The organism is Salmonella sp. NW177 (assembly GCF_051811585.1).
Lineage (GTDB): Bacteria > Pseudomonadota > Gammaproteobacteria > Enterobacterales > Enterobacteriaceae > Salmonella > Salmonella enterica.
In genome coordinates this window covers 83,326-108,460 of sequence record NZ_JAMMZV010000009.1, presented here as the reverse complement: position 1 = coordinate 108,460, position 25,135 = coordinate 83,326, and the positions used below count along the sequence as shown (strand labels likewise).

At 47.9% G+C, this 25,135-nt stretch carries 8 protein-coding genes; 2 read left to right on the top strand and 6 right to left on the bottom strand.

Annotated elements, in window-relative coordinates; translation table 11 throughout:
• Positions 1 to 97: 97 nt before the first annotated feature.
• The 3 genes from ghxP to soxR form a co-directional block, all read right to left on the bottom strand.
• Entirely contained in the window at positions 98 to 1,447 is a 1,350-nt protein-coding gene (gene ghxP / locus NA986_RS21340) for a guanine/hypoxanthine transporter GhxP (protein ID WP_000106907.1), read from the bottom strand.
• Between the two features lie 346 nt (positions 1,448 to 1,793).
• Positions 1,794 to 2,462 carry a glutathione S-transferase family protein gene (locus NA986_RS21335; RefSeq protein ID WP_000958575.1) on the bottom strand — a complete coding sequence of 223 codons (669 nt, stop codon included), beginning with the start codon at positions 2,460 to 2,462 and terminating at the stop codon, positions 1,794 to 1,796.
• A gap of 292 nt (positions 2,463 to 2,754) precedes the next feature.
• Complete coding sequence (soxR, locus tag NA986_RS21330) at positions 2,755 to 3,213, bottom strand: redox-sensitive transcriptional activator SoxR (protein ID WP_000412686.1); 459 nt, start codon at positions 3,211 to 3,213, stop codon at positions 2,755 to 2,757.
• Between the two features lie 86 nt (positions 3,214 to 3,299).
• Between soxR and soxS the strand changes: the two genes are divergently transcribed.
• The gene (soxS, locus tag NA986_RS21325; protein WP_000019483.1) at positions 3,300 to 3,623 is read left to right on the top strand and encodes a superoxide response transcriptional regulator SoxS; all 324 of its coding nucleotides are present in this window, start codon (positions 3,300 to 3,302) and stop codon (positions 3,621 to 3,623) included.
• On the opposite strand, the gene NA986_RS21320 is transcribed toward soxS, so the two are convergent.
• Positions 3,611 to 5,212 carry an EAL domain-containing protein gene (locus tag NA986_RS21320; RefSeq protein ID WP_023215908.1) on the bottom strand — a complete coding sequence of 534 codons (1,602 nt, stop codon included), beginning with the start codon at positions 5,210 to 5,212 and terminating at the stop codon, positions 3,611 to 3,613. The genes soxS and NA986_RS21320 overlap by 13 nt on opposite strands.
• A gap of 561 nt (positions 5,213 to 5,773) precedes the next feature.
• Here NA986_RS21320 and NA986_RS21315 point away from each other — a divergent pair.
• Positions 5,774 to 6,055 carry a YjcB family protein gene (locus tag NA986_RS21315; protein ID WP_000719058.1) on the top strand — a complete coding sequence of 94 codons (282 nt, stop codon included), beginning with the start codon at positions 5,774 to 5,776 and terminating at the stop codon, positions 6,053 to 6,055.
• Positions 6,056 to 6,332: 277 nt separating this feature from the next.
• Here the strand turns inward: NA986_RS21315 and siiF are convergent, their stop codons facing one another.
• Both siiF and siiE read right to left on the bottom strand, forming a co-directional pair.
• The gene (siiF, locus tag NA986_RS21310) at positions 6,333 to 8,399 is read right to left on the bottom strand and encodes an SPI-4 type I secretion system protein SiiF (protein ID WP_000358566.1); all 2,067 of its coding nucleotides are present in this window, start codon (positions 8,397 to 8,399) and stop codon (positions 6,333 to 6,335) included.
• A 39-nt stretch (positions 8,400 to 8,438) separates the two neighbouring features.
• Complete coding sequence (siiE, locus tag NA986_RS21305; RefSeq protein WP_198910098.1) at positions 8,439 to 25,121, bottom strand: non-fimbrial adhesin SiiE; 16,683 nt, start codon at positions 25,119 to 25,121, stop codon at positions 8,439 to 8,441.
• Positions 25,122 to 25,135: the final 14 nt, after the last annotated feature.

Here is a 25,135-nt window from a genome sequence, read left to right as displayed (position 1 = left end):
TTTCACCTTCTTCAGATTAACGCAAAAGGTAACGTGATGTGTCCTGAAAATGAAAACGGGCGACCAACGCCGCCCGTTTTTCAGAATGAAGGCAGAACTAGATAGCCCAACCGCCGGCATAAAAAGCGACCAGCGCGACCGCAATGACGACAGTTCCGATATTCAGCTTACGCCATTCGCCGGAAACCAGACGCCCGACGACCAGCGTGGCAAAGCCGATCATAATCCCGGTGACAATGTTACAGGTCAGTACAATAAATACAGCCGTTACCAGCCCCGCCATCGCATCGACGAAATCAGCAAAATCGATTTTCGCCACGTTACTCAGCATCAGCAGACCGACATACATGAGCGCCGGGGCAGTTGCGTAGACGGGAACGAGATAAGAGAGCGGCGAAAGAAACAGGATCAGCAAAAACAGCACGCCCACGGTAATCGCCGTCAGGCCCGTTTTACCGCCCGCCGCCGTACCGGCCGCAGACTCGATATACACCGCGGCTGGCGCCGCCCCGACCAAGCCGGAGAAAACGCTACTCAGGGAGTCGGTGGTTAGCGCTTTGCCGCCATCGATAATTTGTCCGTCTTTGTCCAGCAGATTAGCCTGCCCTGCGACCGCACGGATCGTGCCGGTCGCATCAAACACCGCCGTCATCACCAGCGCCAGTACGCTTGGCAGAACGACAGGGTTTAACGCGCCCATAATATCCAGGCTGCCGATCAGCGAGTTGCCGTTTTCATCGCTCAACGAAGGCATGGCGAAAATGCCGGAAAAATGGACGTTAGGATCGAAGAGCAAACCCACAATAGAAATGCCAATAATGGTCAACAGAATGCCGCCGGGGACTTTCAGCTTTTCCAGACCGAGAATAACAGCCAGCCCTACAAGCGACATAATCACCGGGAAGGTATCAAAATCGCCCAGCGCGACCGGCAGGCCATCCAGCGGGTTTTTAATGACCAGACCGACGCCGTTGGCGGCAATCAGCAACAAAAACAGGCCAATACCGATACCGGTTCCGTGGGCCACGCCCTGCGGCAAGTTACGCAAAATCCAGCTACGAATGCCGGTGGCGGAGATAACGGTAAACAGTACGCCCATCAGGAATACGGCGCCAAGCGCGACCGGGACGCTAATATGCTGCCCCAGGACCAGGCTAAACGCGGTAAACGCCGTCAACGAGATAGCGCAACCGATAGCCAGCGGCAGATTCGCCCATAGCCCCATAACAATAGAGCCGACGCCTGCGACCAGGCAGGTCGCTACAAAGACGGCGGCAGGCGGGAACCCGGCTTTACCCAGCATCCCTGGCACCACGATGACGGAGTAAACCATCGCGAGAAACGTGGTTAAGCCAGCAACGACTTCCTGGCGAACGGTGCTCCCGCGTTGTGAAATTTTAAACCAGGCGTCGAGTGAACCGCCGGTACGCGCTGAAGGCGTAGACATAGAAAACATCCCCTGAGAATTTATTATTCGTCGGTATACGTGGGAGGTAATCCACTAACAGCGCAACGTTATCTCCTTGTGCTACATTTACGACAACCGGGGCGCCGCAAAAAAGCAAACGTTTAGCTCCACGTATACAAAACGGGTGGCAAAAAAAAGCAAACGATTATCCAGCGATCATCAACGCTTTTTCAACTGAACTTTGCCGCTTTTTATGCTTTTCTGCTTAGTATGCTCAATAAATCGCCAGACGATGCGCAAACGTTATCGTCCCTGCGCAATCCAGCAACAATTTTTCGCATCGCTGTTAGCAAATACGTTGCGCAATCTGCTCACAAAAACGCCATTATCCGCCGGGAATGGTAAACGGACCGCCCTGCTGAATCGCTCGCTGCCAGGCTGGACGCATTTCTACCCGCGCTTTCCATGCGTTGATATGGTCGAGATGAGCGATTCCGCCTCGGGCAAGCAGCGCAAATAGCGGGAAGCTCATCTGGATATCCGCCATACTTAACTGCTCTCCGGCAAACCAGGGGTGATTTGCCAGATGCCCGTCAATAAAGCGCGCATGGGTTTCCAGTTGCGGATTGAGGTACGCTTTTTGCGCGCCCTTACCGATAACGCCGCCCAACGTTCGCAGGCCCAATGGTACCGGCGGTTTACCCAAAGAGGTAAAGAGCAGTCTCATCAATAGCAAGGGCATGAGCGAACCTTCAGCGTAATGTAGCCAGAATCGATAGTGTTGTTTCCCCTGCGCATCCGCAGGTTTAAAGCGTCCGATACTGTCGTAAGTGTCCTGCAAATATTCCAGGATGGCGCCCGATTCCGCAATAACCATACCGTGATCTTCGATAACCGGAGACTTGCCCAGCGGATGCACTTTTTTCAATGCCGGCGGCGCCAGCATGGTCTTTTCACGCTGGTAACGCACAATCTGGTAAGGCAACGCCAGCTCTTCCAGCGCCCAGAGGATGCGCTGCGAACGAGACTGATTTAAATGGTGCACCGTCAGCATGGCTGTCTCCTGTAAGGTATGCCAACTAACTATAGAAAATTATGGCAGTTGCCGTAAAAATTTCGGCTAAAAAATCAGCATTTCGCTGGCGAACAGGGCGTCGTCGCTTACACTTACAGTATCAACACAAACCGGAACCTCCACCACGTGCTCGATATGAGGGGTGTTGACGTCGGGGGAAACCCTCCTGTAATCAGCGGGATAGAGCGAAAGACAAAGACCGGAAACAAACTAAAGCGCCCTTAGCGGCGCTTTAGTTTTAGGTGAACTCAGCCCGATGGCCGAGTGCATGTTAATCATCTTCAAGCAGCCGGGCGCCCGTCCCGTGTTCGCCAAGCCTGTCGCCTGGATTTCGCAGCGGACAGTCGCTACGCGATAAACAGCCGCAGCCGATACAACCGTCCAGCTCATCGCGCAACGCCACCAGCGTATGAATACGTCGGTCTAACTCTTCGCGCCACTGCGAGGAGAGCTGCTTCCACTCTTTCGCGCTTAACGTATGTCCTTCCGGCAAGATACCAAACGCGTCGCCGATAGTTGCCAGCGGGATGCCGATACGCTGGGCGATCTTGATAATCGCGACATAACGCAACACGTCACGCTTGTATCGCCGTTGGTTACCGCTATTACGGATACTGGTAATTAGCCCTTTGCTTTCATAGAAGTGCAGGGCGGACACAGCAACACCGCTACGTTTCGCAACTTCCCCCGGCGTCAGTAAGGCTTTTAAACGGGGAGATTTTTTTTCCATAAATCGCTTTACCTCAAGTTAACTTGAGGAATTATACTCGCCAGCAGACAAAACGACGAATCGAATACTGTTTAAGAGGCAACAATATGTCGCATCAGCAGATAATTCAGACCCTTATCGAATGGATTGATGAACATATCGACCAACCGCTAAACATTGATGTGGTGGCAAAAAAATCGGGCTACTCCAAGTGGTATTTGCAGCGGATGTTTCGTACGGTAACGCATCAAACATTAGGCGAGTATATTCGCCAGCGCCGTCTCCTGTTGGCGGCCGTTGAGCTACGAACGACCGAGCGCCCGATTTTTGATATCGCGATGGACCTGGGCTATGTATCGCAGCAAACCTTCTCGCGTGTATTCCGCCGCGAGTTCGATCGCACTCCCAGCGATTACCGTCACCGCCTGTAGGGCGTCTGCCCGCGTATCGTCAGAGGCGCGGGCGTTTGTTGTAACCAGGCGATGAATTCCTGCGGTGGCAACGCCTTCGCAAAGTGCCATCCCTGACAATACTGAACGCCGCGTTTTAGCAACCAGCTAACCTGTTCAGCCGTTTCAACCCCCTCCGCAATGATTTTTAGCCGCAAACTTTGCGCCATTTCAATAATATGTTCCACAATCAAATGGCTGGCGCTATTAGTGGTTAGCGTGTCGACAAAAGATTTATCAATTTTTAAAAGGTCGACATTTAATGAGTACAGGTTATGCAAGTTCGAATAGCCGGTACCAAAGTCATCAATTGCCACCTCGTATCCCGCCTGGCGAAACGCCTGAATAATCGGCGTCATTTTAGGCACATCAATAAATCCGCGCTCGGTCACTTCAACCTTTATCTGTTGCGCAAGCACTGAATGCTGACGCGTTTTTTCATGAATCATCACAATTAGTCGGGAAGAGAGAAAATCGGCGGCAGAGAGATTGATAGAGACATAAAGATGCGGGTGCGCGGCCAGAAAACCACCTAAATCATTAAATACCTCTTCGACGACATAATCGGTGATCTGCTCAATCATCCCCTCTTTTTCCGCCAGCGGAATAAATTCGCACGGGCTCATCACCGGACCGTGATAGCCCGGCCAACGCAATAGCGCTTCGGCACCTACACATGTCCCGTTTCGGATATCAATGATCGGCTGATAATGAAGGCAAAGCTGGTGCCTGGTAATGGCCCGTTGCAGCAATCGACGCGGTGAGTAATATGCCTGCCGGGATCGTGACCACATAAATAAGATGATAATGCTACAGATGATCCCTAACGGTAGCGTTAACGTAAGCTGATGAAAGAGGTTCTGGTAAAAGCGTTGCTTTGAGGTTGAAACAATCGCGGCAACCGGTCGTTTTGCTGATTTAACCAGAGTATAAAAACGCTCACCCTGTTGGAACACAGGTTCACTCCGTCGTACCAAAGGTAATAGCTGATCAGCCTGCGCCTGTTCACTCAGGGAGAAAAAGGTGTTGGTCACCGTATCATACATTCCCCAGGCCAACGCCGGATCGTCTGACATCACCTCGCTATAAGATAAGGGATTGATAACCGCGACATAGTTTCCCCGCTGCATATATGTCATTTTATAACCGTTGAAAAAAGGCGTATCACGATAGTAATAAATAGCGATGTCAGGCTTTCGTTTATAGTCAGCGCGGGGAATAAAATAAGGACTTGTTGGCGTCATAACCGTAGAGCATAGAAAACGCTGGCCCTTAGCATAAATCAACTCATTAATGTACAAACGACCGCGGATAATATTCAGCATTCGCTGTTGATGGGCTGGCGTACAGGCTTGCCCCTGATATTGTTCAGCGGCATCGCGGGCTAAATTCGCTTGCAGGATAACCCGCTCCGTTTTATCTAATACCAACTGCGCAAATGAATGTAACTGATTTCTGGTTTCAGAGACTGCCCGGATATGAGCAAACCAGATCGCCAGCAATACAGGAAGTAACACCACAATGATCGTACCGAGAAATCTCAACACCTTGCGTCGTGTGCTTTGACTCATTTTCAGCCTATTTCCCTGCATTATTTGTGACTATTGTTGGCAAAATAAGACGTGAACCAAATGGAGGTTTACGGTGCATGAATTTATCAATATTAGCAACAGACTTTTACCGATCAACATTTACCATTAATAACTACGCGCAATCTCTTTCGCATACCAGGCAGGACACTAAATATTTTTGATAATATCAGATTTATACTCAAGTAAACGATGGGGTATACATCTTTACTCCTTTCTTTTGATAAATAACTTGATATTTTTATCAGGTCTGAATTTCACGAAAAAAATAAAAGAGTAGTAATAATACATCTTTGCTTTCCGGCAGTTTCTCTACGGACGCGTAGAAGTCACACAAAAAATACGGTTATAAAACGCACAAAAAATACATTGCCGATCTGGCGAACAAGCTGGTTTTTGTGATATAGTTCACAAAAACAATGAAATAGAAACAATGTTTCATTCGATGTTGATGTGACGTCCGTCGATAGCCAGAATATCCCATGCTTCCCGGGAGCAACGCCGCGCTGTCCTGGACAAAGGTCTATTCAGAGGAAATGTTTCATGGCTGCCATAACCACTGGTGTCGTTCTTCTCCGTTGGCAACTGCTGAGCGCCGTGCTCATGTTTTTAGCCAGCACGCTCAATATCCGTTTCCGTAAATCAGATTATATTGGTCTGGCGGTGATCAGTAGCGGTCTGGGCGTGGTATCCGCCTGCTGGTTTGCCACCGGTTTACTCGGTATTACCATGATGGATCTCGCTGCGATCTGGCATAACATTGAAGCCGTAATGGTCGAAACGATGAGCCAGACCCCGCCAGAATGGCCGATGGTGCTGACCTGATACGCTATCGCTGCCGCTGAAGCCGCCCACCGGTTATCTCAACGCGGAATCGCGCGCCAGGGGTAGCCTTGCGAACCATCACGTCCCTCGCATTGCCGTTGATGAGGGCCGCCAGGTGTGGTTATCCAAAAATGGCAAGTGGAATAGCCCTAACAGAATCGAGCTAAACTTATTGAAGACGTTGCCGACTCGTTAAATGACAAAAAAGACCCGTTTGTGCAACGGGTCTTTTTTATTAAGCAGTACCACCTGATAACAGCGACAAGCGCTGCTTATTTTACATTAATAATTTATCCGGAGAACAATCACGGATTATTTTTCCACCTTTCATTACCAGGACCCGGTCAAAATACTTTATCAGATATCGACGATGCGTCACCATGATCAACGTTTTCCCATGAATAAACTCATCTAAGTTATCAAAAATTTGCTTCTCGGTATTCTCATCCAGATTTGATGTTGGTTCATCCCATAAAAAGACGCTGGCGTCACTACTCAGACTACGTGCTAATAATAACTGCTGCTGCTGTCCGGATGACAGGTTTTTAGCCATAAAATTCACCGGAAACTTCAGCCCCATAGGATGTTGCAAGATAAAACCACAGTTCGCCAGCTGAAGCGCCTTGAGTACCCGGCCCCTGTCGTTTTGCGGTTTTAACGCGAAATTACTTTCAATGGTTCCGGTGAATAAAACATCATGTGTCGTCACCACGCTTAAATGCTGAGAAAAAAAGTTCTGCGATAAATGTCCTAAGTTATATCCATCATATAAAATGGCACCGTCTGTTGGCGAAAGGTAGCCAGATAGCATTCCCAGTAATGAGCTTTTTCCTGCTCCGCATTCGCCTACCACCGCGACACGTTGCCCCGCAGGTATGTCTATAGACAGTCGGTTAATAATCATCGGAGATTGAGCATCATACTGATAACTCACGCCCCGAATAGAAATATCGCCATTGCACTTTGATATTGACTGTAATGCCGGTGTTTTTTCTGCCTGATCTTCATCAAAAAAAGAAAGCAGATCCTTACCGGTTTTTTCTGCTGATAAAATAGAGATTAATGTAGAAGAAAAATTCGAAATGATCCCGGAAATACGACCAGAGACAATGACAGATGAAACAATTGCGCCAGTAGTAACATCACCCTTGATTACCATAAAAAAGGCTATTACCATAATAGTTATTTGGGTAATAGATGACATACTCCCCAATATAGATTGATAGATAAGATTTAATTTCCTTATCTTCAGGTTAAGATACGACTGTTCATTTGATGTATTAACCCAATCAAAAAGTAAACCTTGATTATTTAAGGTATGGATCATTTTAATAGATAAGAAAACTTCTGAGATAAAAATATTCCTGTTCTTCTGTCCTTCTTTTTGTTTGTTCATTAACTCATTAGTATAATGGTGGTTAACGAGGGAAATAATAATAGAGACGATAAACATGGTAATAGGTACAATAACGACCAGACCTAAATTTACATATATAACAATGAGAAATATAATAAATATTGGAATATCGGCTATACGTTGAAAGATCGAGTTTAATAAAACGGGTTTAATTTTCTGAAACTCATTCCATAGCACAAATGCTGATGACATGGATCTGCCATTTTTCTTTTTACTATAAAGTACCGCTTCAAGAAAGGCGATATCAATATCGACGTCATCCTGCCTTGCTGTGATAGACTGATAAATATCTTTCGAAGTACGAAGGATAAACTCAAAAACAATAAATACAGCAACAATTATAGCCACGCCAAATAAAGATGAAACCGAAGCACTTGGAACAAGCTTATCATAGAATAGATTACTAAATACTGGGATAGTTAACGCAAAAATTGCCATAAAAAGAGATGAAAAGAAGTATTTAGTATAAAAAATCTTGTTCATCGATAAAGAGTTTTTTATGATATTTTTTACTCTTATACTATCAACAACTTTATTTAAAGGTAGTATGCTAAATGCAGATAACTCTTTTAAATATTCATCTTCAATTTCAACATAACAGAGTTCACCGCGCGCGTTTACCAACTTTATTTTTTGCCCGCCGCTCACACACACCATCCACTTCATTTCTGGTGTTAATAGTAAAATCGGCATAGGCTCATTTAGTAAATCCTCACCATTATTAAATAATATATCCTGTAGAGAAAGCCCTAACGACAAAAAGAAATTCTTCATTTGTATAGAGTCGTCAGTGTTATTTCTGTCGTACTTTTTAAATCTTAAATTTATATCATCCTCTTTGATGTCAATTTTTATGTTGAATTTTTTAGACACTATAGATAATGCCGTTTCCGCACTTAAATAATAAGGTTCTAGTTTTTTATCCATAAGTAAACCCCCTCACCCAAAGGTGAGGGGCCTCCGTTATTATGCGTGTTCTTCTTGATTATCTACAGGTAGCGTAACTTCATTAACGGCGAAAACATCAATAGCGCCGTTATTGTGCCCTACAGAACTCGTTGAAGGGGAATCATTAATATCATCCTCGGTCTTTCCTCTTGCATTCATTGCGTTCACAATATCCGCCGAGGAGTGATCGACTGAGAATGTTTTCTCCTTAATCAGGAAATCATCGTCCTTATCAATGAATTTCACGTCCATAGTATATTCACCATCTTCCAAAGATAGCGGAACTTCGAATATTGCTTTCTGGTTAGTTATCGGCAGAGTAAACTCTTCTCCTTCAAACATAACACTGACATTAACAATATTCTCAGGTACTGATATTTCAAAAGAAGGTGTCTGACTAATTGAACGATCTATTTCATCCCCAGAGTCAGCGTTTAACAATGTAATACTATAGGCTGTCTCCTTCACCACGCTTTCTTCCGCCGCCGACGGCACTGTACGAAGATGCGTAGCGCTTTCGGCATTCACTGTTTCAGACTCCGGTGGAGTAACCGCTGTTGCCGTGGCGTCATCGCTCGCATCGTCATGCTGGCTATCCGCTGTTACCGTCACCGTTGAGTCAACCGTCACCTCCAGCGAAGCAGATTGCAGTGAGTTCCCCGCGCGATCCACCACCGTCACGCTCAGCGTGTAGGTACCATCATTCCAGGCGGCTGGCGGCGTGAAGGTCCAGCCATCCGCGCCTTGCGTCACCTGATAGATGTCTGTCACGCCATTATGCGTCACGTTTACAGTCACCCCGGTCACATCAGCATCAATATGCTGCAGCGTGAACTTAGGCTGGGTGTGATTGTGATTCGTCACGTTATCGCTGTCTGAAGCGCCATTGTCTTCACCTGCTGCCAGCGCAATCTCCGGCACGGTCAGCGTACTGTCGATCGTAACGGTAATGGGTAACGAGTTTTTCTGATTACCCGCGGCATCGCTTGCGATTACCGATATCGTATAGGAACCATCAGCTAACGGTGTACCTGGCGTAAAGAACCAAACGCCATCGGCATTTTTTTCAGCATTATATACGGTCCCATTGATATCGACCTGAACGACCACAACATCGCTTTCCAGATTCCCGATAATAAAGGTAGGTTGCTTATCTCGCGTAATATTATCGCCCACCGTACCACTGTCCGAGTCTGGAGATAATGAAATAACGGGAACCTCTTTCATGATATCGAGAGGGACATCATCACTCCGGTTACCAATCGCATCCACACTCGTAATGGTAAACTTCCCTTCCGATGGATACGGAATCGCCATACTCCATTTACCATTATCAGGAACGGTTAACGTATAAGTATTTCCATTACTATCGGTTATTATTAGCTGAGATTTGGCTTCCGCCGTTCCCTGCATAATAATTAGATCGTTGACAATATCTGAATAAGTTACGACCGGAGCGTTTGGCGGCGTTCGATCAATAAATATTTCATGTACCTCTTCCTTACGGTTGCCTGCGTTATCCTCAATACTCAAAGTGATATCGTATTTCCCTTCCGGAAGCTGATCGGTCGATAACTCCCACTGCCCATTAGCCGCAACGACAGCGGTTGCCAGCGTGACCCCTGCCACGATTAATGATACCGTAGCGCCAATTTCCCCCATACCTCTCATGGTAATAGTGGAGCTATTACTCCACCAGTCCGTTTTCGATGATGATTTATTGTCATCAAGCTCGCTGGTAAATACCTGGATATGCGTATCGACCCAAATGGAATACTTTTCCTGATTGACGTTACCAGCACGGTCCGTAGATTTAACAGTGATATCCAGCTGGCCTTCTGTGAAATAAAGCGGGTTCACCGGCATCTGCCAGTGGCCTTTGTCATTAACCCAAACTTCCCCCACATTTAAGCCATTAATGATGATTTCTATTTTACTATTGGGCTCGGCACTGCCACTAAACAATAAGTTACGTGTCGTGTCCGTTATATATATTTTGCCATCACTACCGGTCATCTCTGCTAACGTTTGTCCGCCGATAGAATCAATGGCGACAGGCGTCGTATTAAAGGTATCGATAGTAAAGTTTAGCGTTTTCGAGGTAGCCGTGTTGCCTGCTTTATCGGTGATAACATAATAAATGCTATGGGAACCATCGCCCAACGGTGACTCAGGTCGATAAACTTGATTTCTGTCCGTCACCGTGATCGTATCGACTAGCACTCCATCAATGAAAATCTGAACACTCTGGTTCATTTCTCCAAAAATACTAAACGCAGGCCGGGTTTGACTCGTTATACTATCATTACTGAAAATACCGTTATCAGAACCTGCCATCATAACAGGATTATCGATAAACGTACTGGTATCTATCGTGACGAGTAAGCGAGGCGATTCTGCCGTATTACCTGCCGGGTCTTCGGCAACCACTCGGATAGAATATTCACCATCTTTTAACGCATTATCAAACTGATAGGACCAGGTTCCATCTTCAAGCACAAGCACATTTGCCACGATCTTTTCATCCACATAAATATGGATTGTGGCTCCCGCTTCTGCGGTGCCTACTAACACAGGCTTGTTGTGACTAGTAATCAGATCGTCAAGTGAACCAGAGTTGCTCGCATCTTCAAGGTTGAGCGTTGGGAAGTCGGTTGATGAATCGACATCCACGCTATAATCCTTGCTCACTTCAGTGTTACCAGCAACGTCAGTAATGCTGAAATGAATATTAAACTTACCATCATCTTGCAGCAGTATCGGCGCGCGCCATGTGCCATCAGCCTCAACCATAACAACGTTGACTAATTTACCATCGACAAAGATGCTGACCTGAGAACCAGCCTCCCCGACACCTGAGACTGACAACGCCCGGTTATTAGAGAGGGCCGGTAATGAATCTTCATCAATGTCAAAGACAGCAATTTGAGAATCGATTGTCACGGTTGTAATCGCAGACTCAACCCGGTTACCAGCAGTATCCGTAGCAACAAATTGCACCTGATACTCGCCGTCGGCGCTATTTGCCGGCATGGTATAGCTAATATTACCTGACGAACTCGCCTCTACTGTGCCTTGTAACACACCATTAATATAAACCTGTACCGTCGCGCCGGGATCGGTCATGGCAACCAGTACCGGAGACTTATTATTGGTAATCAGATCATATTTATCACCGCTATTAGTATCCCGACTTAATGAAATATCGCTGATTTCAATCTGCGTATCATGTTCTATCAGAATATCTTTTTGTTGGCTGTTGCCCGCTTTATCTTCCGATACCACGACAAAGGCATTACTACCTTCACGCAGATCTAATTCTGCGCTCCATCGACCATCATTGCCTACCACCAGGGTAGCAATAACCACCCCCTGCGGATTCCTGATGGTTAAAGTACTTCCGGCTTCGGCAGTACCATCGATGGTGACATGAGATTTATTGGTGATCCAGTCGCCAACTTTGCCACTGTCATCAGCTTCGCGTAATACCACGGTTAACGGCGAAATTACCGTATCCAGTATCACATTCTGCGGACCAAACTCTCTGATATTGCCGGCAACATCTTCAACTTTAAACGTTAATTCATAATTACCGTCATTACCCAAAGCGGGTAATACTACGCCCCAGTGTCCTGTTCCTGTGGTATAAGCAATCGCTTTTTCAACGCCATTCACAAAGATAGTGATTTTGCTGTTTGGCTCACTGGTGCCGCCAATCTCCGGCGTCACCGTGTTGATATATCCGCCCTCATGCATTCCAGATATATTCCATACCAGTTCAGCAACCTCGGTATCGATAGTGACATCAACGGCGGTAGAACGCAGTTCGCTATTATCGCGAGGGTTGACGATACCCACCTGGACGACATAATGACCATCTTTCATTTCCGATAACTGGAAAGTATATCGACCCGCTGTATCCGCTGTCGCCTCGCCGACCTTCACGCCATCCACATAAATACTCACAATCGCATTAGGTAACGTGTTCCCAACCAGGGTCGGCGTTTTATTATTCGTGGTAAAGTCTCCTAAGGCACCACTATCGCTCTCCTCGCTGAGCTTTATGGTTGGAGGCGTGACATCAATAACAGGTATTACGACAGGAAAGTCGACCTGCGACGATTCATTACCCGCTTTATCTTTGGCAACAATGCTCACAACATAGGAGCCTGGCGCTAATACTGATGGCGGCGTCCAACTCCATTCGCCATTCGCATTGGCGTTTGCCGAGCCGACCACTTTCCCATCCCACTGAATCATAATCGTCGAGAACGCTTCGGCGAGCCCTTTGAACTCAGGACGCAGGCTGGTTGCCTCATACTGATCATCAATAGATGGATCCGAAAGGCGAATGGTAGGATCGATCGTAACCGTATCGATAGTGAATCTTTCCTGCGTTTGCGCAGTATTTCCCGCGACATCTGTTGCGACGACGTTGATGGTATACATGCCATCCGGCAGTATATTCGGCGTCACACTCCAGTTGCCATCGGCGCCAACCGTAATCGTGTGTTTTAAAACCTCCCGACCTGACTTATCGTCAACAATGGTAATCACCAGTTTCGCATTAGACTCTGCAGTACCTTCGAATTTGGGATTTTGCTTATTCGTAAGGTTATCGCTATTGGAGCTGCCGGTATCAGACGCTGGCTCCATTCTGACACTGACGCTTGTCGTGGTATCAATGGTAAAGGGCAGCTTAGTTTCAGAAGTATTTCCGGCAATATCTCTGAAGACAACAACGGCTTCATATACGCCATCGTTTAACGCAACGGGAACCTGAAATTCCCAGAGGTTATTGCCATTTGCCGTAACCGGATAAGAAACGCCGTTAATTCTGATTACCACAGTATCAATATCGGCGGGTACATTGCCAATAACGAAACGTGGTTTAGTGACACTCGTAATATTATCAACAGCGCTTTCGCCAGTATCATCCGCATCCAGCAAATCAATACGGGGATCAGAAACAACAGTGTCTATTGTGAATGATACCTCTTTGCTAATTTTATTACCTGCGATATCTTCAGCCACTATTTCTATTTTGTAAGTTCCATCCACTAACGGTGTATCAGGGGTAAATAGCCATTTATTACCTGCCCCCTGAGTCAGTGTGCTGGATTTCCCGTTTAAAATTACCGTCACGCTCTGCAGCGGTTCTCTGGCTGAAATTTCAAAACGTGGAGAGGTAATATTCGTAATACCATCCGTAGAATCCTTTCCGGCGTCGTCCAGCATCACGACGCTCAGGCCGTCAATCTGCGTATCCACGGTGAAGCCCAGCGTGGAATTTGCCGTATTCCCTGCCCGATCCGTCGCCTGGACATGGAGAGTATAATGACCATCAGACAATGCGCTACCTGCAGTAAATTGCCACTGCCCGGCCGCATTTTTACTGACAGGCGTCCAGTTTACGCCATCGAAAGAAACCAGCACCGATGTCACATCATCAGGCGTTGCAATTTCAAAAGAGGGACGGGTAGCATTGGTGACATTATCGTGATCGTTGACGCCGCTATCTGTTGTTAACGTAACACTGTCAATCTGAACCTGCGTGTCGATTTCAATCTTCAGTTCGGCTGATGTTTTGGTATTACCAGCAATATCCGTTACGGTAACAGAGATCGTATGCTGACCGTCAGACAGTGGTTGATCCGGCGTAAAGGTTAAATTCCCCCCTGTGTTTTCAATGGTGTAATCCCGACCATCAATATGAACCACAATGTGTGATACATCATTATCGACATTACCGATAATAAACACCGGTTTGTTAATCCTGGTAAGATTATCATTAGTATCATCACCAGTATCATGGGTGGGATCGAGTACAATTGTCGGCTCTCGCAGAGTCGTATCAATCGTAAACTGCAGCGTTTCTTGCGCAACGTTGCCGGCGATATCAGTCACATCAACCAAGAGAGTGTGTTGCCCATCAGGTAATGCCGAACCGACATTAAATATCCAGCGGCCATCCCCTCCTTTTGTGAGTTCAATCCAATTAGCGGCGTTATCGATTTTAACGCGCACATGGGTAATATCATCAGCGGTAACAATACTAAACTGCGGCTTGTCGACTTTGGTAATGTTATCTACATCGCTATCACCGCTATCTGTAACCAACGTGACGCTTTCAATTTCAGCCGTCGTATCTATCACAACAGGTAATGGTTTCGATGTCGCGGTATTTCCGGCCTTATCTTCAACCGTAACGGTAATATTATAAGAACCATCCGGAATGGCATTGCCTGGTGTAAATTGCCAACCAGCCCCAACCTTAGTCGCGTTATAATCATGACCATCAATCGTCACCACGACTTTGATAACATCGGGGTCAACATTACCAATCGTAAAGGTGGGTCGTGAAATATTAGTGATATTATCGGCGGTATTCGCTCCGGTATCTTGTCCTGCGTCTAAAGCAATAGTCGGAACCTGTATATTAGTATCGATATTAAATACTAAATCTTTATTCGCAATATTACCTGCCTGATCCGTGGCCTCTACGCGAAGGGTATATGTGCCGTCAACCAGAGTATTCGGGGTGTCAAAAATCCACTGTCCGTCGGCATTTTTGCGTATCACATTCCAGTTAGCGCCACCATCCAGGGTTACGCGTACCTGGATGACATCACCGGGAACGTCAATTCTGAATGACGGTTTGGCAACATTCGTTAATTGATCATTCTGCACGCCAGTATCATTAAGCAATACGATATTGTTAATGGTTGTCGTGGTATCAATACGCACCTCTAACGGTGCAGATTCTTTTACATTCCCCGCCAGATCTTCCACCACAACGGCTAACTGATATGAGCCATCAGCCCAGCTCGCAGAAGGCGTAAAGCGCCATTGACCATTGGTGAATACCGCCGCTTCCTCGTGCGTTTTACCGTTGTAAGTTACTTTGACCATCACGCGCGTAACGTCAGAATCAACCTGGCGTATGTCGAACACAGGCCGATCGTGTTTGGTGAGGCGATCGCCAACAGTACCGCTATCTTCGCCGGCCGCCAGCTCAATCACCGGCGTAGTCAACGAACCGTCTATCGTCACCTTTAAAGGCGCGGATGTTTGCTGGTTGCCTGCCACATCTGTTACCGTCACGGTGAATGTGTAGCTACCGTCCGCCAAAGCAGAATCCGGTCGATAGCGCCAGCCGTCGGCTGATTCGGTGAGTACCACCGTTTTAAACGTGCCGTTATGCTCAATACTCAATTCCACGTGTCGAACATCTTTATCGATACTCCCCAACACAAATACTGGTTGAGTGACGCTGGTCAGATTATCGTTCTTATTCTGTCCGGTATCCTGATCGGGCGCCAGCTCAATGGTTGGCGTCAACAACGTGATGTCGATAGTGAAATTGAGCGTCTCCGTCATCTTATTACCCGCACCGTCAGTCACTTCCACGGTCAGGGTATGCTGTCCCTCTGGCATATCCGTCGGCCAGGTGTAATCCCAAATGCCAGCCGTCGAACTCTTGATTGCAGTAACCCAGGTCGTGCCGCCGTCAATACTCAGAAGAACCTTTTCCACATCATCCGGTACCGAGATCTGGAACTGCGGACGCACATGTTTTGTCACATTATCGCCAGGGACGCCGCTATCGTTGACTAATTCAATACGATCAATGGCTATTTGCGTATCCACTGTCACCGTCAGCGGCGTAGACGGACGCGTATTTCCCGCCCGATCCTCCACTGTCACCGTCAGCGTATAATCACCGTCGCCCCACGGCGCTGGCGGTGTAAAGCTCCATCCTCCAGCCCCCTGTGTCGCGGTAAACGAGGTTGTCGTTCCATTATGCGTGACGCTGACTGTAACGTTGATAACATCCGAATCGATATTCTGCAGAATAAAGGTCGGTCGGGTGCGATTGGTCATATCATCGCCAGGCGTACCGGTATCATCCGTGCTATCCAGCGCAATGGTCGGCGTCGACAACCGGGTGTCGATGAAAAATTCAAGCGTTTGCGTCGCCGTATTGCCCGCTCTGTCGGTGACCATGACGGTTAGGGTGTGTTTTCCATCGCCCATATCCGTTGGCCAGGTATAGCCCCAGACGCCTTCGATACCCTGCGCCGCGCTCACCCAGTTTGCGCCCCCATCAATGCTCAGTTGCACAGAATTCACATCCGCCGGCACCGTGATCTCAAACTGCGGACGGGTACTGTTAGTTAGATTGTCATCAGGCACGCCATGATCATTGACCAATGTAATATCAGTAATGCTGGTTTGCGTATCTACCGTCACTATCAGCGGCGTGGACTGGCGGACATTCCCCGCGTTATCCTGGACTTCTACCGTTAGCGTATAGCTACCGTCCGCCCAGTCAGCATCTGGCGTAAAGCGCCACTGTCCTCCAACCTGGGTTAGTGTCACTTCCTGGCTATTGCCGCCCTGTGTGATCCGCAAAATGACCGAGTGCGCATCGGCGTCAATATTGCCAATGGTAAAGCCCGGTCTTTTGACGCTCGTAATATGATCGCCAATGGCACCTGTATCGTCCCTGCTATCCATAGCGATGGTAGGCGTTGACAGCCGGGTATCAATGGTAAAATCGAGCGTCTGCGTCGTCTGGTTTCCCGCCTTATCGGTCGCTTCTACCGTCAGGGTATGTAGCCCGTCGGTCACATCTTTCGGCCAGGTGTAATCCCAGATCCCTGCCGTGCCCTGTGTTGCACGAACCCACGTATTACCGCCGTCGATACTCAGACGTACCTCGTTGACATCCCCTGGCACCGTGACGCGGAAGTGTGGACGAACGTCATTGGTCAGGTTGTCGCCGGGAATACCGTTATCATTAACCAGTTCAATATCATCAATGGCAATATGGGTATCGACCGTAACCGTCAGCGGCGCTGAGTATTTTACGTTACCCGCATCATCCTCCACCCTCACCGTCAGCGTATGACTGCCATCCGCCCACATACCGGTCGGTGTCACGCTCCAGATGCCGGTCGCGCCTTTGGTGGCCGTCAGCACCTCTTTCGTGCCGCCATGCTGTACCTCAACCGTGACATACCGTGCGTCCGCGTCAATATTGCCCAGTATAAACGTCGGCTTATTCACGCTGGTCAGGTTATCGCCTTTTGTTCCGCTGTCGTCCGTGCTGTCCAGAGCGATAGTCGGTTCTGACAGTAGGGTATCGATGATGAAGTCCAGTTTCTGCGTCGTCTGGTTTCCCGCCTTGTCGGTCGCCTCCACTGTCAGGGTATGCTTACCCTCTCCCACATCAGCCAGCCAGGTATAATCCCAGACGCCCGGCGTCGCGCTCTGGGTAGCGTTGAACCACGTCTTGCCGCCGTCAATGCTCAGGCGTACCTCGTTAACATCCGTCGGTACCTTCACCTGGAACTGCGGACGCACGTTATTAGTCAGATTATCGTCGGGAATACCGCTGTCATTGACCAGTTCAATGTTATTAATGGCGATTTGCGTGTCCACCGTCACCGTCAGCGATGCAGAATGGCTGGTGTTCCCCGCTTTATCTTCGACTGACACACTCAGGGTATAATCACCCGCCCCCCATGATGTCGGCGGCGTAAAGGTCCATCCTCCTGCGTCTTTAGTCACGTCAAATGTGGTGGTGACGCCGCCATGCTCTACGCTGACCGTAACGCGAACGGCATCATCATCAATATGTTGCAGGTTAAATGTCGGCTGGGTGCGATTGGTCATGTTATCGCCCTGGATGCCGGTGTCGTCCGCGCTATCCAGTACGATGACCGGCGTCGACAGCGTGGTATCAATAGTGAAGTCGAGCGTCCTGGTCACCGTATTGCCTGCGTTATCAGTCGCTTTCACCGTTAACGTGTAGTCATCATCTGCCAATGTCTTTGGCCAGGTATAATTCCAGACGCCCGACGTCGAGCTTTGCATCGCCTTAACCCAGGTTACACCGCCGTCAATACTCAGACTGACTTCGTTGACATCCCCTGGCACCGTGATGCGGAAATGTGGATTGGCGTCGTTAGTTAGATTGTCGCCCTTAGTACCGCTGTCATTAACCAGTTCAATATCATCAATGGTGATTTGGGTATCGACCGTAATCGTCAGCGGCACTGAGTATTTTACGTTACCCGCTTCATCCTCCACCCTCACCGTCAGCGTATGACTGCCATCCGCCCACATACCGGTCGGTGTCACGCTCCAGATGCCGGTCGCGCCTTTGGTGGCCGTCAGCACCTCTTTCGTGCCGCCATGCTGCACCTCAACCGTGACATACCGTGCGTCCGCGTCAATATTGCCCAGTATAAATGTCGGCTTATTCACGTTGGTCAGGTTATCGCCTTTTGTTCCGCTGTCGTCCGTGCTGTCCAGAGCGATAGTCGGCTCTGACAGTAGGGTATCGATGTTGAACTCCAGGTTCTGTGTTGCCTTGTTTCCCGCCGCGTCGGTCGCTTCCACCGTCAGAGTGTGAGAACCGTTAGCCACATCGGTCAGCCAGGTGTAATCCCAGACGCCCGGCGTCGCGCTCTGTGTGGCGTTAAACCACGTTTTGCCGCCGTCAATGCTCAGGCGCACCACGTTGACATCCGTCGGTACCGTCACCTGGAACTGCGGACGCACGTTATTAGTCAGATTATCGTCGGGAATACCGCTGTCATTGACCAGTTCAATATGGTCAATGGCGATTTGCGTATCGATGGTGACCGTCAACGGCGCTGAGTGGCGAATATTACCCGCCTCATCTTTCACCGTTACCGTCAGCGTATAGTCGCCATCAGTCCACGCGCTGCCAGGTACAAAACGCCACTGCCCGTTAGTCTGCGTCAGCTCCACCTCCTCGCTGTGACCATCGCGCATCACCTGCACGACGACCTGAGTCACGTCAGAATCAATACCGCCGATAATAAAACCCGGCGTTTTAACGTTAGTCTTATTATCGTTGGCGGTGCCGCTATCATCTGCGCTATCCAGCGTGATGGTCGGTGTCGACAATGTGGTATCAATGATAAAATTGAGCGTTTCCGTCGCCGTGTTGCCTGCAACATCGGTTGCTTTCACTGTCAGGGTATACGTATTTTCGACCAGATCTGTCGGCCATATATACTCCCAAACGCCGTCAGACGTCAGCGTTGCGTTAACCCAGTTGATGCCGCCATCAAGACTCAGTTGCACAGAGTTCACGTCCGTCGGTACCGTAATATGAAACTGTGGACGTGCTTCATTGGTCAGGTTATCCCCGACAATACCCGTGTCATTAAGAAGCTCAATGCGATCAATAGACGTTTGCGTATCGATAGTCACCGTCAGCGGCGCAGAATAATTTGTATTACCCGCCTTATCTTCTACCTTTACCGTCAACGTATAGTCGCCATCGGTCCAGGCTGCGCCCGGCGTAAAGCGCCACACACCGCCGTTCTTAATCAACTCTATCTGTTGGTTCTTACCATCATGCGCCACCGTCACCACCACTTTGGTCACGTCGGCGTCAATATTACCGAGGGTAAAGCCTGGCATCTTAACGTTGGTGATGTTATCGCCAGCGGCGCTATCATCCGCACTGTCCAGGGTAATCGTCGGTTCTGACAGCAGGGTATCGATGATGAAGTCCAGTTTCTGCGTCGTCTGGTTTCCCGCCTTGTCGGTCGCTTCCACCATCAGGGTGTGAGGGCCGTTAGCCACATTCGTCAGCCAGGTGTAATCCCAGACGCCCGACGTCGCGCTCTGCGTGGCGTCAAACCACGTTTTGCCGCCATCAATACTCAGTCTTACACCGTTAACATCCGCCGGTACTGTCACCTGAAAGTGCGGGCGCGCTTCATTGGTCAGATTATCGCCGGGGATACCGCTGTCGTTAACCAGTTCAATACGGTCAATGGCGATATGCGTGTCCACTGTCACCGTCAACGGCGCGGACTGCTTCACATTTCCGGCCCTATCTTCTACCTTCACCGTCAGGATATAGTCGCCGTCCCCCCAGTCGCTGGTCGGCGCAAAGCGCCACTGTCCGCCGGTCTGAACCAGTGGCACCTCCTGTTTAATGCCATTGTGCATTACCTCCACTATCACCCGGCTGACATCGGTATCAATATTGTTGAGGGTAAAGCCCGGCGTTTTAACATTGGTGATATTATCGCCCGCGATGCCGCTGTCATCTGCGCTGTCCAGCGAGAGGGTCGGCACAGACAGAGTGGTATCGATGGTGAAATCAAGTTCCTGCGTCGTCTGGTTTCCCGCCTTGTCGGTCGCTTCTACCGTCAGGGTATAGCCTCCGTCGGCCACATCATCCGGCCAGATATAATCCCAGGCGCCCGGCGTCGCGCCCTGAGTAGCGTTGAACCACGTCTTGCCGCCGTCAATGCTCAGGCGCACCACGTTGACATCCGTCGGTACCGTCACCTGGAAGTGCGGACGCACGTTATTAGTCAGATTATCGTTGGGAATACCGCTGTCATTGACCAGTTCAATGTTATTAATGGCGATTTGCGTGTCCACCGTCACCGTCAGCGATGCAGAATGGCTGGTGTTCCCCGCTTTATCTTCGACTGACACACTCAGGGTATAATCACCATCCGCCCACGCCCCTGTCGGCGTAAAGCTCCATCCGCCTGTGCCTTTCGTGGCGTCAAATGTGGTGGTGACGCCGCCATGCTCCACGCTGACCGTAACGCGAACGGCATCATCATCAATATGCTGCAGGGCAAATGTCGGCTGGGTGCTATTCGTCATGTTATCGCCCTGGATGCCGGTGTCGTCCGCGCTATCCAGTACGATGACCGGCACTGACAGCGTGGTATCCACCGCGAAATCGATGGTCTTCGTCACTGTATTGCCTGCTTTATCAGTCGCTTCCACCGTTAGCGTGTATTGACCATCTGCCAGGTCTGTCGGCCAGATATACTCCCAGCTTCCTGCCACGCCCGGAGTTGCCTGAACCCACGAATGACCACCGTCAATGCTCAGACGGACTTCATTGACATCCGTAGGTACCGTCACACGAAAGTGGGGACGGTCGTCGTTGGTCATATTATCGCCTTTCACGCCGCTATCGTTGACCAGTTCCACCCCATCAATGGCGATTTGGGTATCGATAACGACCGTCAGCGGCGCTGAGTAGTTGGTATTTCCTGCCTTATCTTCTACTTTCACCGTTAACGTGTAGCTGCCATCCGCCCACGTATTCCCTGGTATAAATAACCAACTACCATTGAGGTGGGAAAGTTCGATCTCTTCGCTCACGCCATTGTGCATCACCTGTACGACGACCCGATGCGCATCAGCATCAACACCGGAAATAGCAAAACCTGGCTTATTGATATTGGTCAGGTTATCGCCTGTAACCCCCGTATCATCCTTAGAAAGCAGGGAAATCACCGGCGTTGATACTGTGGTATCGATAGTAAAATCGAATACCGCGCTGTTCGCTTTATTACCCGCAATGTCCTCAACCTTGACATAAACCTGATGCAAGCCTTCCGTTAAATCTGAAGTAAAGGTATAGGCCCATGAACCATCAGGTTGTTGCGTGGCAACACCGATCTGCGTATCAGACGCGGCATCCCATACCTGAACACTGATAATGTCCGGATCAATATCTTTTAGGTGCAAGGTAGGTTTAACGATATTCGTTAAATTATCATCTGAAATTCCCGAATCTGAATCCGGGCTCAATGAAACTATCGGTATTGAAATAGCAGTATCGACGCTAATTAAGAAAGGATCCGAATGAGCAATGTTGCCAGCGATATCTTCAACTGAAGCGGTTATTCTATGATCGCCATCAACCAAACCTTGATCGGCTTTCAGGGTATACTCCCATCTGCCATCTTTATTTGTTCTGACCTCAGCGATCAGTGCACCATCAATATAGAGTTTAACCGTTGAATAGGGTGCAGCGGTTCCTGTCAGTGCAGGATTCTTTTCATTAATAATATGGTCTGTATTATCAACCCCCGTATCGTTGACCAACTCTATTGTTGGTTTTTGCGTTTGCGTTACGATTTGGAAATTATACGCTGATGAGGAGGCAGTATTACCGGCAATATCTTCTACCTTTACCGTTACGTCATGCGAGCCATCGGATAACGCTGTGGTAAATTGAAAATTCCATACACCATCATCGCCAGCAATAGCCTCACCACTTAACACACCGTCAACATAGATGGAAACCTTAGCATTAGCTTCAGCCATCCCGGTAAACAACGGCGTATTAATTTTAGTAATCATATCGCCTTTAACGCCAGAGTCAGCGCTATCATGCAACATAACAGTAGGGATCGGCGTAAAGCTATCAATGGTAAGCTGATAATCTACAGATGACGTTCTTCCTAAAGGATCGATGGATTCAACCGTAATCTTATAAACATTGTCAGACAGATTTCGGGAAATATCAAAATTCCAGTTACCGTCTGCATCCGCAGTCGTCACGCCTATCGTTTTACCATCAATAAGGATATTTACGGTAGCAAACCTATCCGCTGTTCCCAGTAATGTCAGAGCATTATGTTTATTGGTAATCCAGTCGCCTTTTGCACCGGAATCATCACTGGCATCGAGTTCCGCTTTTGGAGGTACAACTTCAGTTTGAATAGTAAAAGAATATTTAACAGTAGAGGATTTATTGCCGGCGGCATCCTGAGAAATGATTTCAATATCATAGGAGCCCTGAAGAAATTTATTACTAAACTGATAATTCCAGGTCCCGTTTGAATCAACCTCAATGCTGTCATATAATTTACCATCTCGCATCAATAAGATGGTAGACTTTGGCTCTGCCGTACCGACTAAAGCCGGTAAATCATTCCCTGATAAAATTATACCATTCGGTAAAACAACAAAGTCCTCCAAAGAAACCGTCGGAGGTACAGGGGCAATAGTATCGATAACGTAACTAAAGGAAAAATCCTTTTTGTTGCCAGCGACATCTTCAACAGTGAACGTAAGATTGTTAATCCCTTCCACTGAGTCGGAAGTGAAATTGAACGTCCATTCGCCCTTGTCATTCGCTTTAAAAATAACCTCTTCGCCAGTCTCACTATTTATGACACTGATAATAGCATTTGGCTCAGTTTTACCTGTAAAGGTTGGGCGAGTATTGTTAGTAACGTTATCTCCGACAATACCGCTATCATTCGTCGTTTCAATCTCAGCGCTGAAATAGCTGATACGTGTATCAATAGTAAAAGGCAGATTTGCCGTCGCTGAGGTATGCCCGGCAATATCAGTAGCTGTTGCTGTTATATTGTATTCGCCATCCTTGAGCGGCGTAGTAAGCGTATAGCTCCATGTCCCATCTTTAGCAACAATGACCTCACCAAGATGCTTAAGTCCAAGATAAATAGAGACTGTAGAACCGGGTTCCGCCACACCAATAAATGTTGGCAGGGTGCTATTTGTAATGTTGTCATTTTTAATGCCGGAATCACTACTATCATCCAGCTCAATCGTCGGCTTTTCCGGAGGAATGGTGTCGGTTATGATACTATCCGTCGTTTCGTTTTTATTACCTGCTTTATCTACAGCAACGACTTTTATACTATTTTCGCCCTCAGATAATTCATTATCCTTAAATTCATAACTCCAGTTTCCATCTTTATCGACATCAACGCTGGCAACCAGTTTATTATCTACATAAATGTCAACCTTAGCATTCTCTTCCGCCGTACCAACAATTGAAGGCGTCAAGGTCGGCGTTAAGCCCTTATGACCGGACACACTACTTTCAGGCGAAAGTTCAAATGTTGGTTTATCGGTAACGGAATCGATAGTAATGACAAGTTTGGCGCTACCGCTCCCATCAGCAGTCTTGGCCTCTGCCTCCAGATTATATGTTCCATCAGTCAATGTTTCAGGTGCAGTGAAGGTGAAGTTACCCAAACTATCCGCTACAGCCTGACCGACAGCAATACCATTAATTTTAATAATGACCGTGGCATTGGGAGCAGTGCTACCTACAAACTGAGGTTTGGTAAAATTAGTTATACTATCATCTTTGCTACCGCTGTTACTTTCGGCCGCAAGCGCTAATGTGACTTTAAGCGGCTCTTTAACAGACTCGGCATCGAGCTTATTTTCCTCATTTTTACTGCTATTACTTTTGCCAGTGCTGGTATTTTTATTAATAGGTTGAGGAAGAACTTTTTCAGCATCGTTCTGTTTAGAAGCCTGCGTTGCTTTAGCCTGTGTATTTTGCTGGGAAGCATCGCTTTGCTGAGCCAGGTTGTCTTTTGCTACATTGTCAGCCAAAAATTCCTGCAGCATTTCTTCCATTTGCTTTGACGAGTTCTGTACTTCAAACGCTTCATTGAGCGCTTTTTCTGCAGCCTCCTTAGCTTTCTCTGCTTCTTCCTTCGCCTTATCAGCTTCTTTCTTTGCGTTTTCAGCATCGTCAAGCTGCTTTTTTAATTCCTCTTCTTCCTTCTTATTTCGTCGTTTGCCATTACCTTTCTTTTCTACCTGAGCAGAATCAACCAATGAGCTGTCAATTCTCTCTAGTTGAATATCTTTTAAATCTACGCTGCCCAGAATTTTAGCGCCAGTAATAGTCTTATCTTTAAATTTAACAGCGAGGTTATTGCCTTTGATACTTGAATAAAGAGCGCCATTGACAATGATCACTGAACCACGCGGCGTGGTAATGTTCATGTCTGGCCCGGAAAGAGAAACTTTTGCGCCTTTGGCATTACCCAAAGAAGATAAATCAATTACAGAATTTTGATCGGCAAAAAACTTTTGTATGCTTTTATTTCCCATAATATTATATTCAC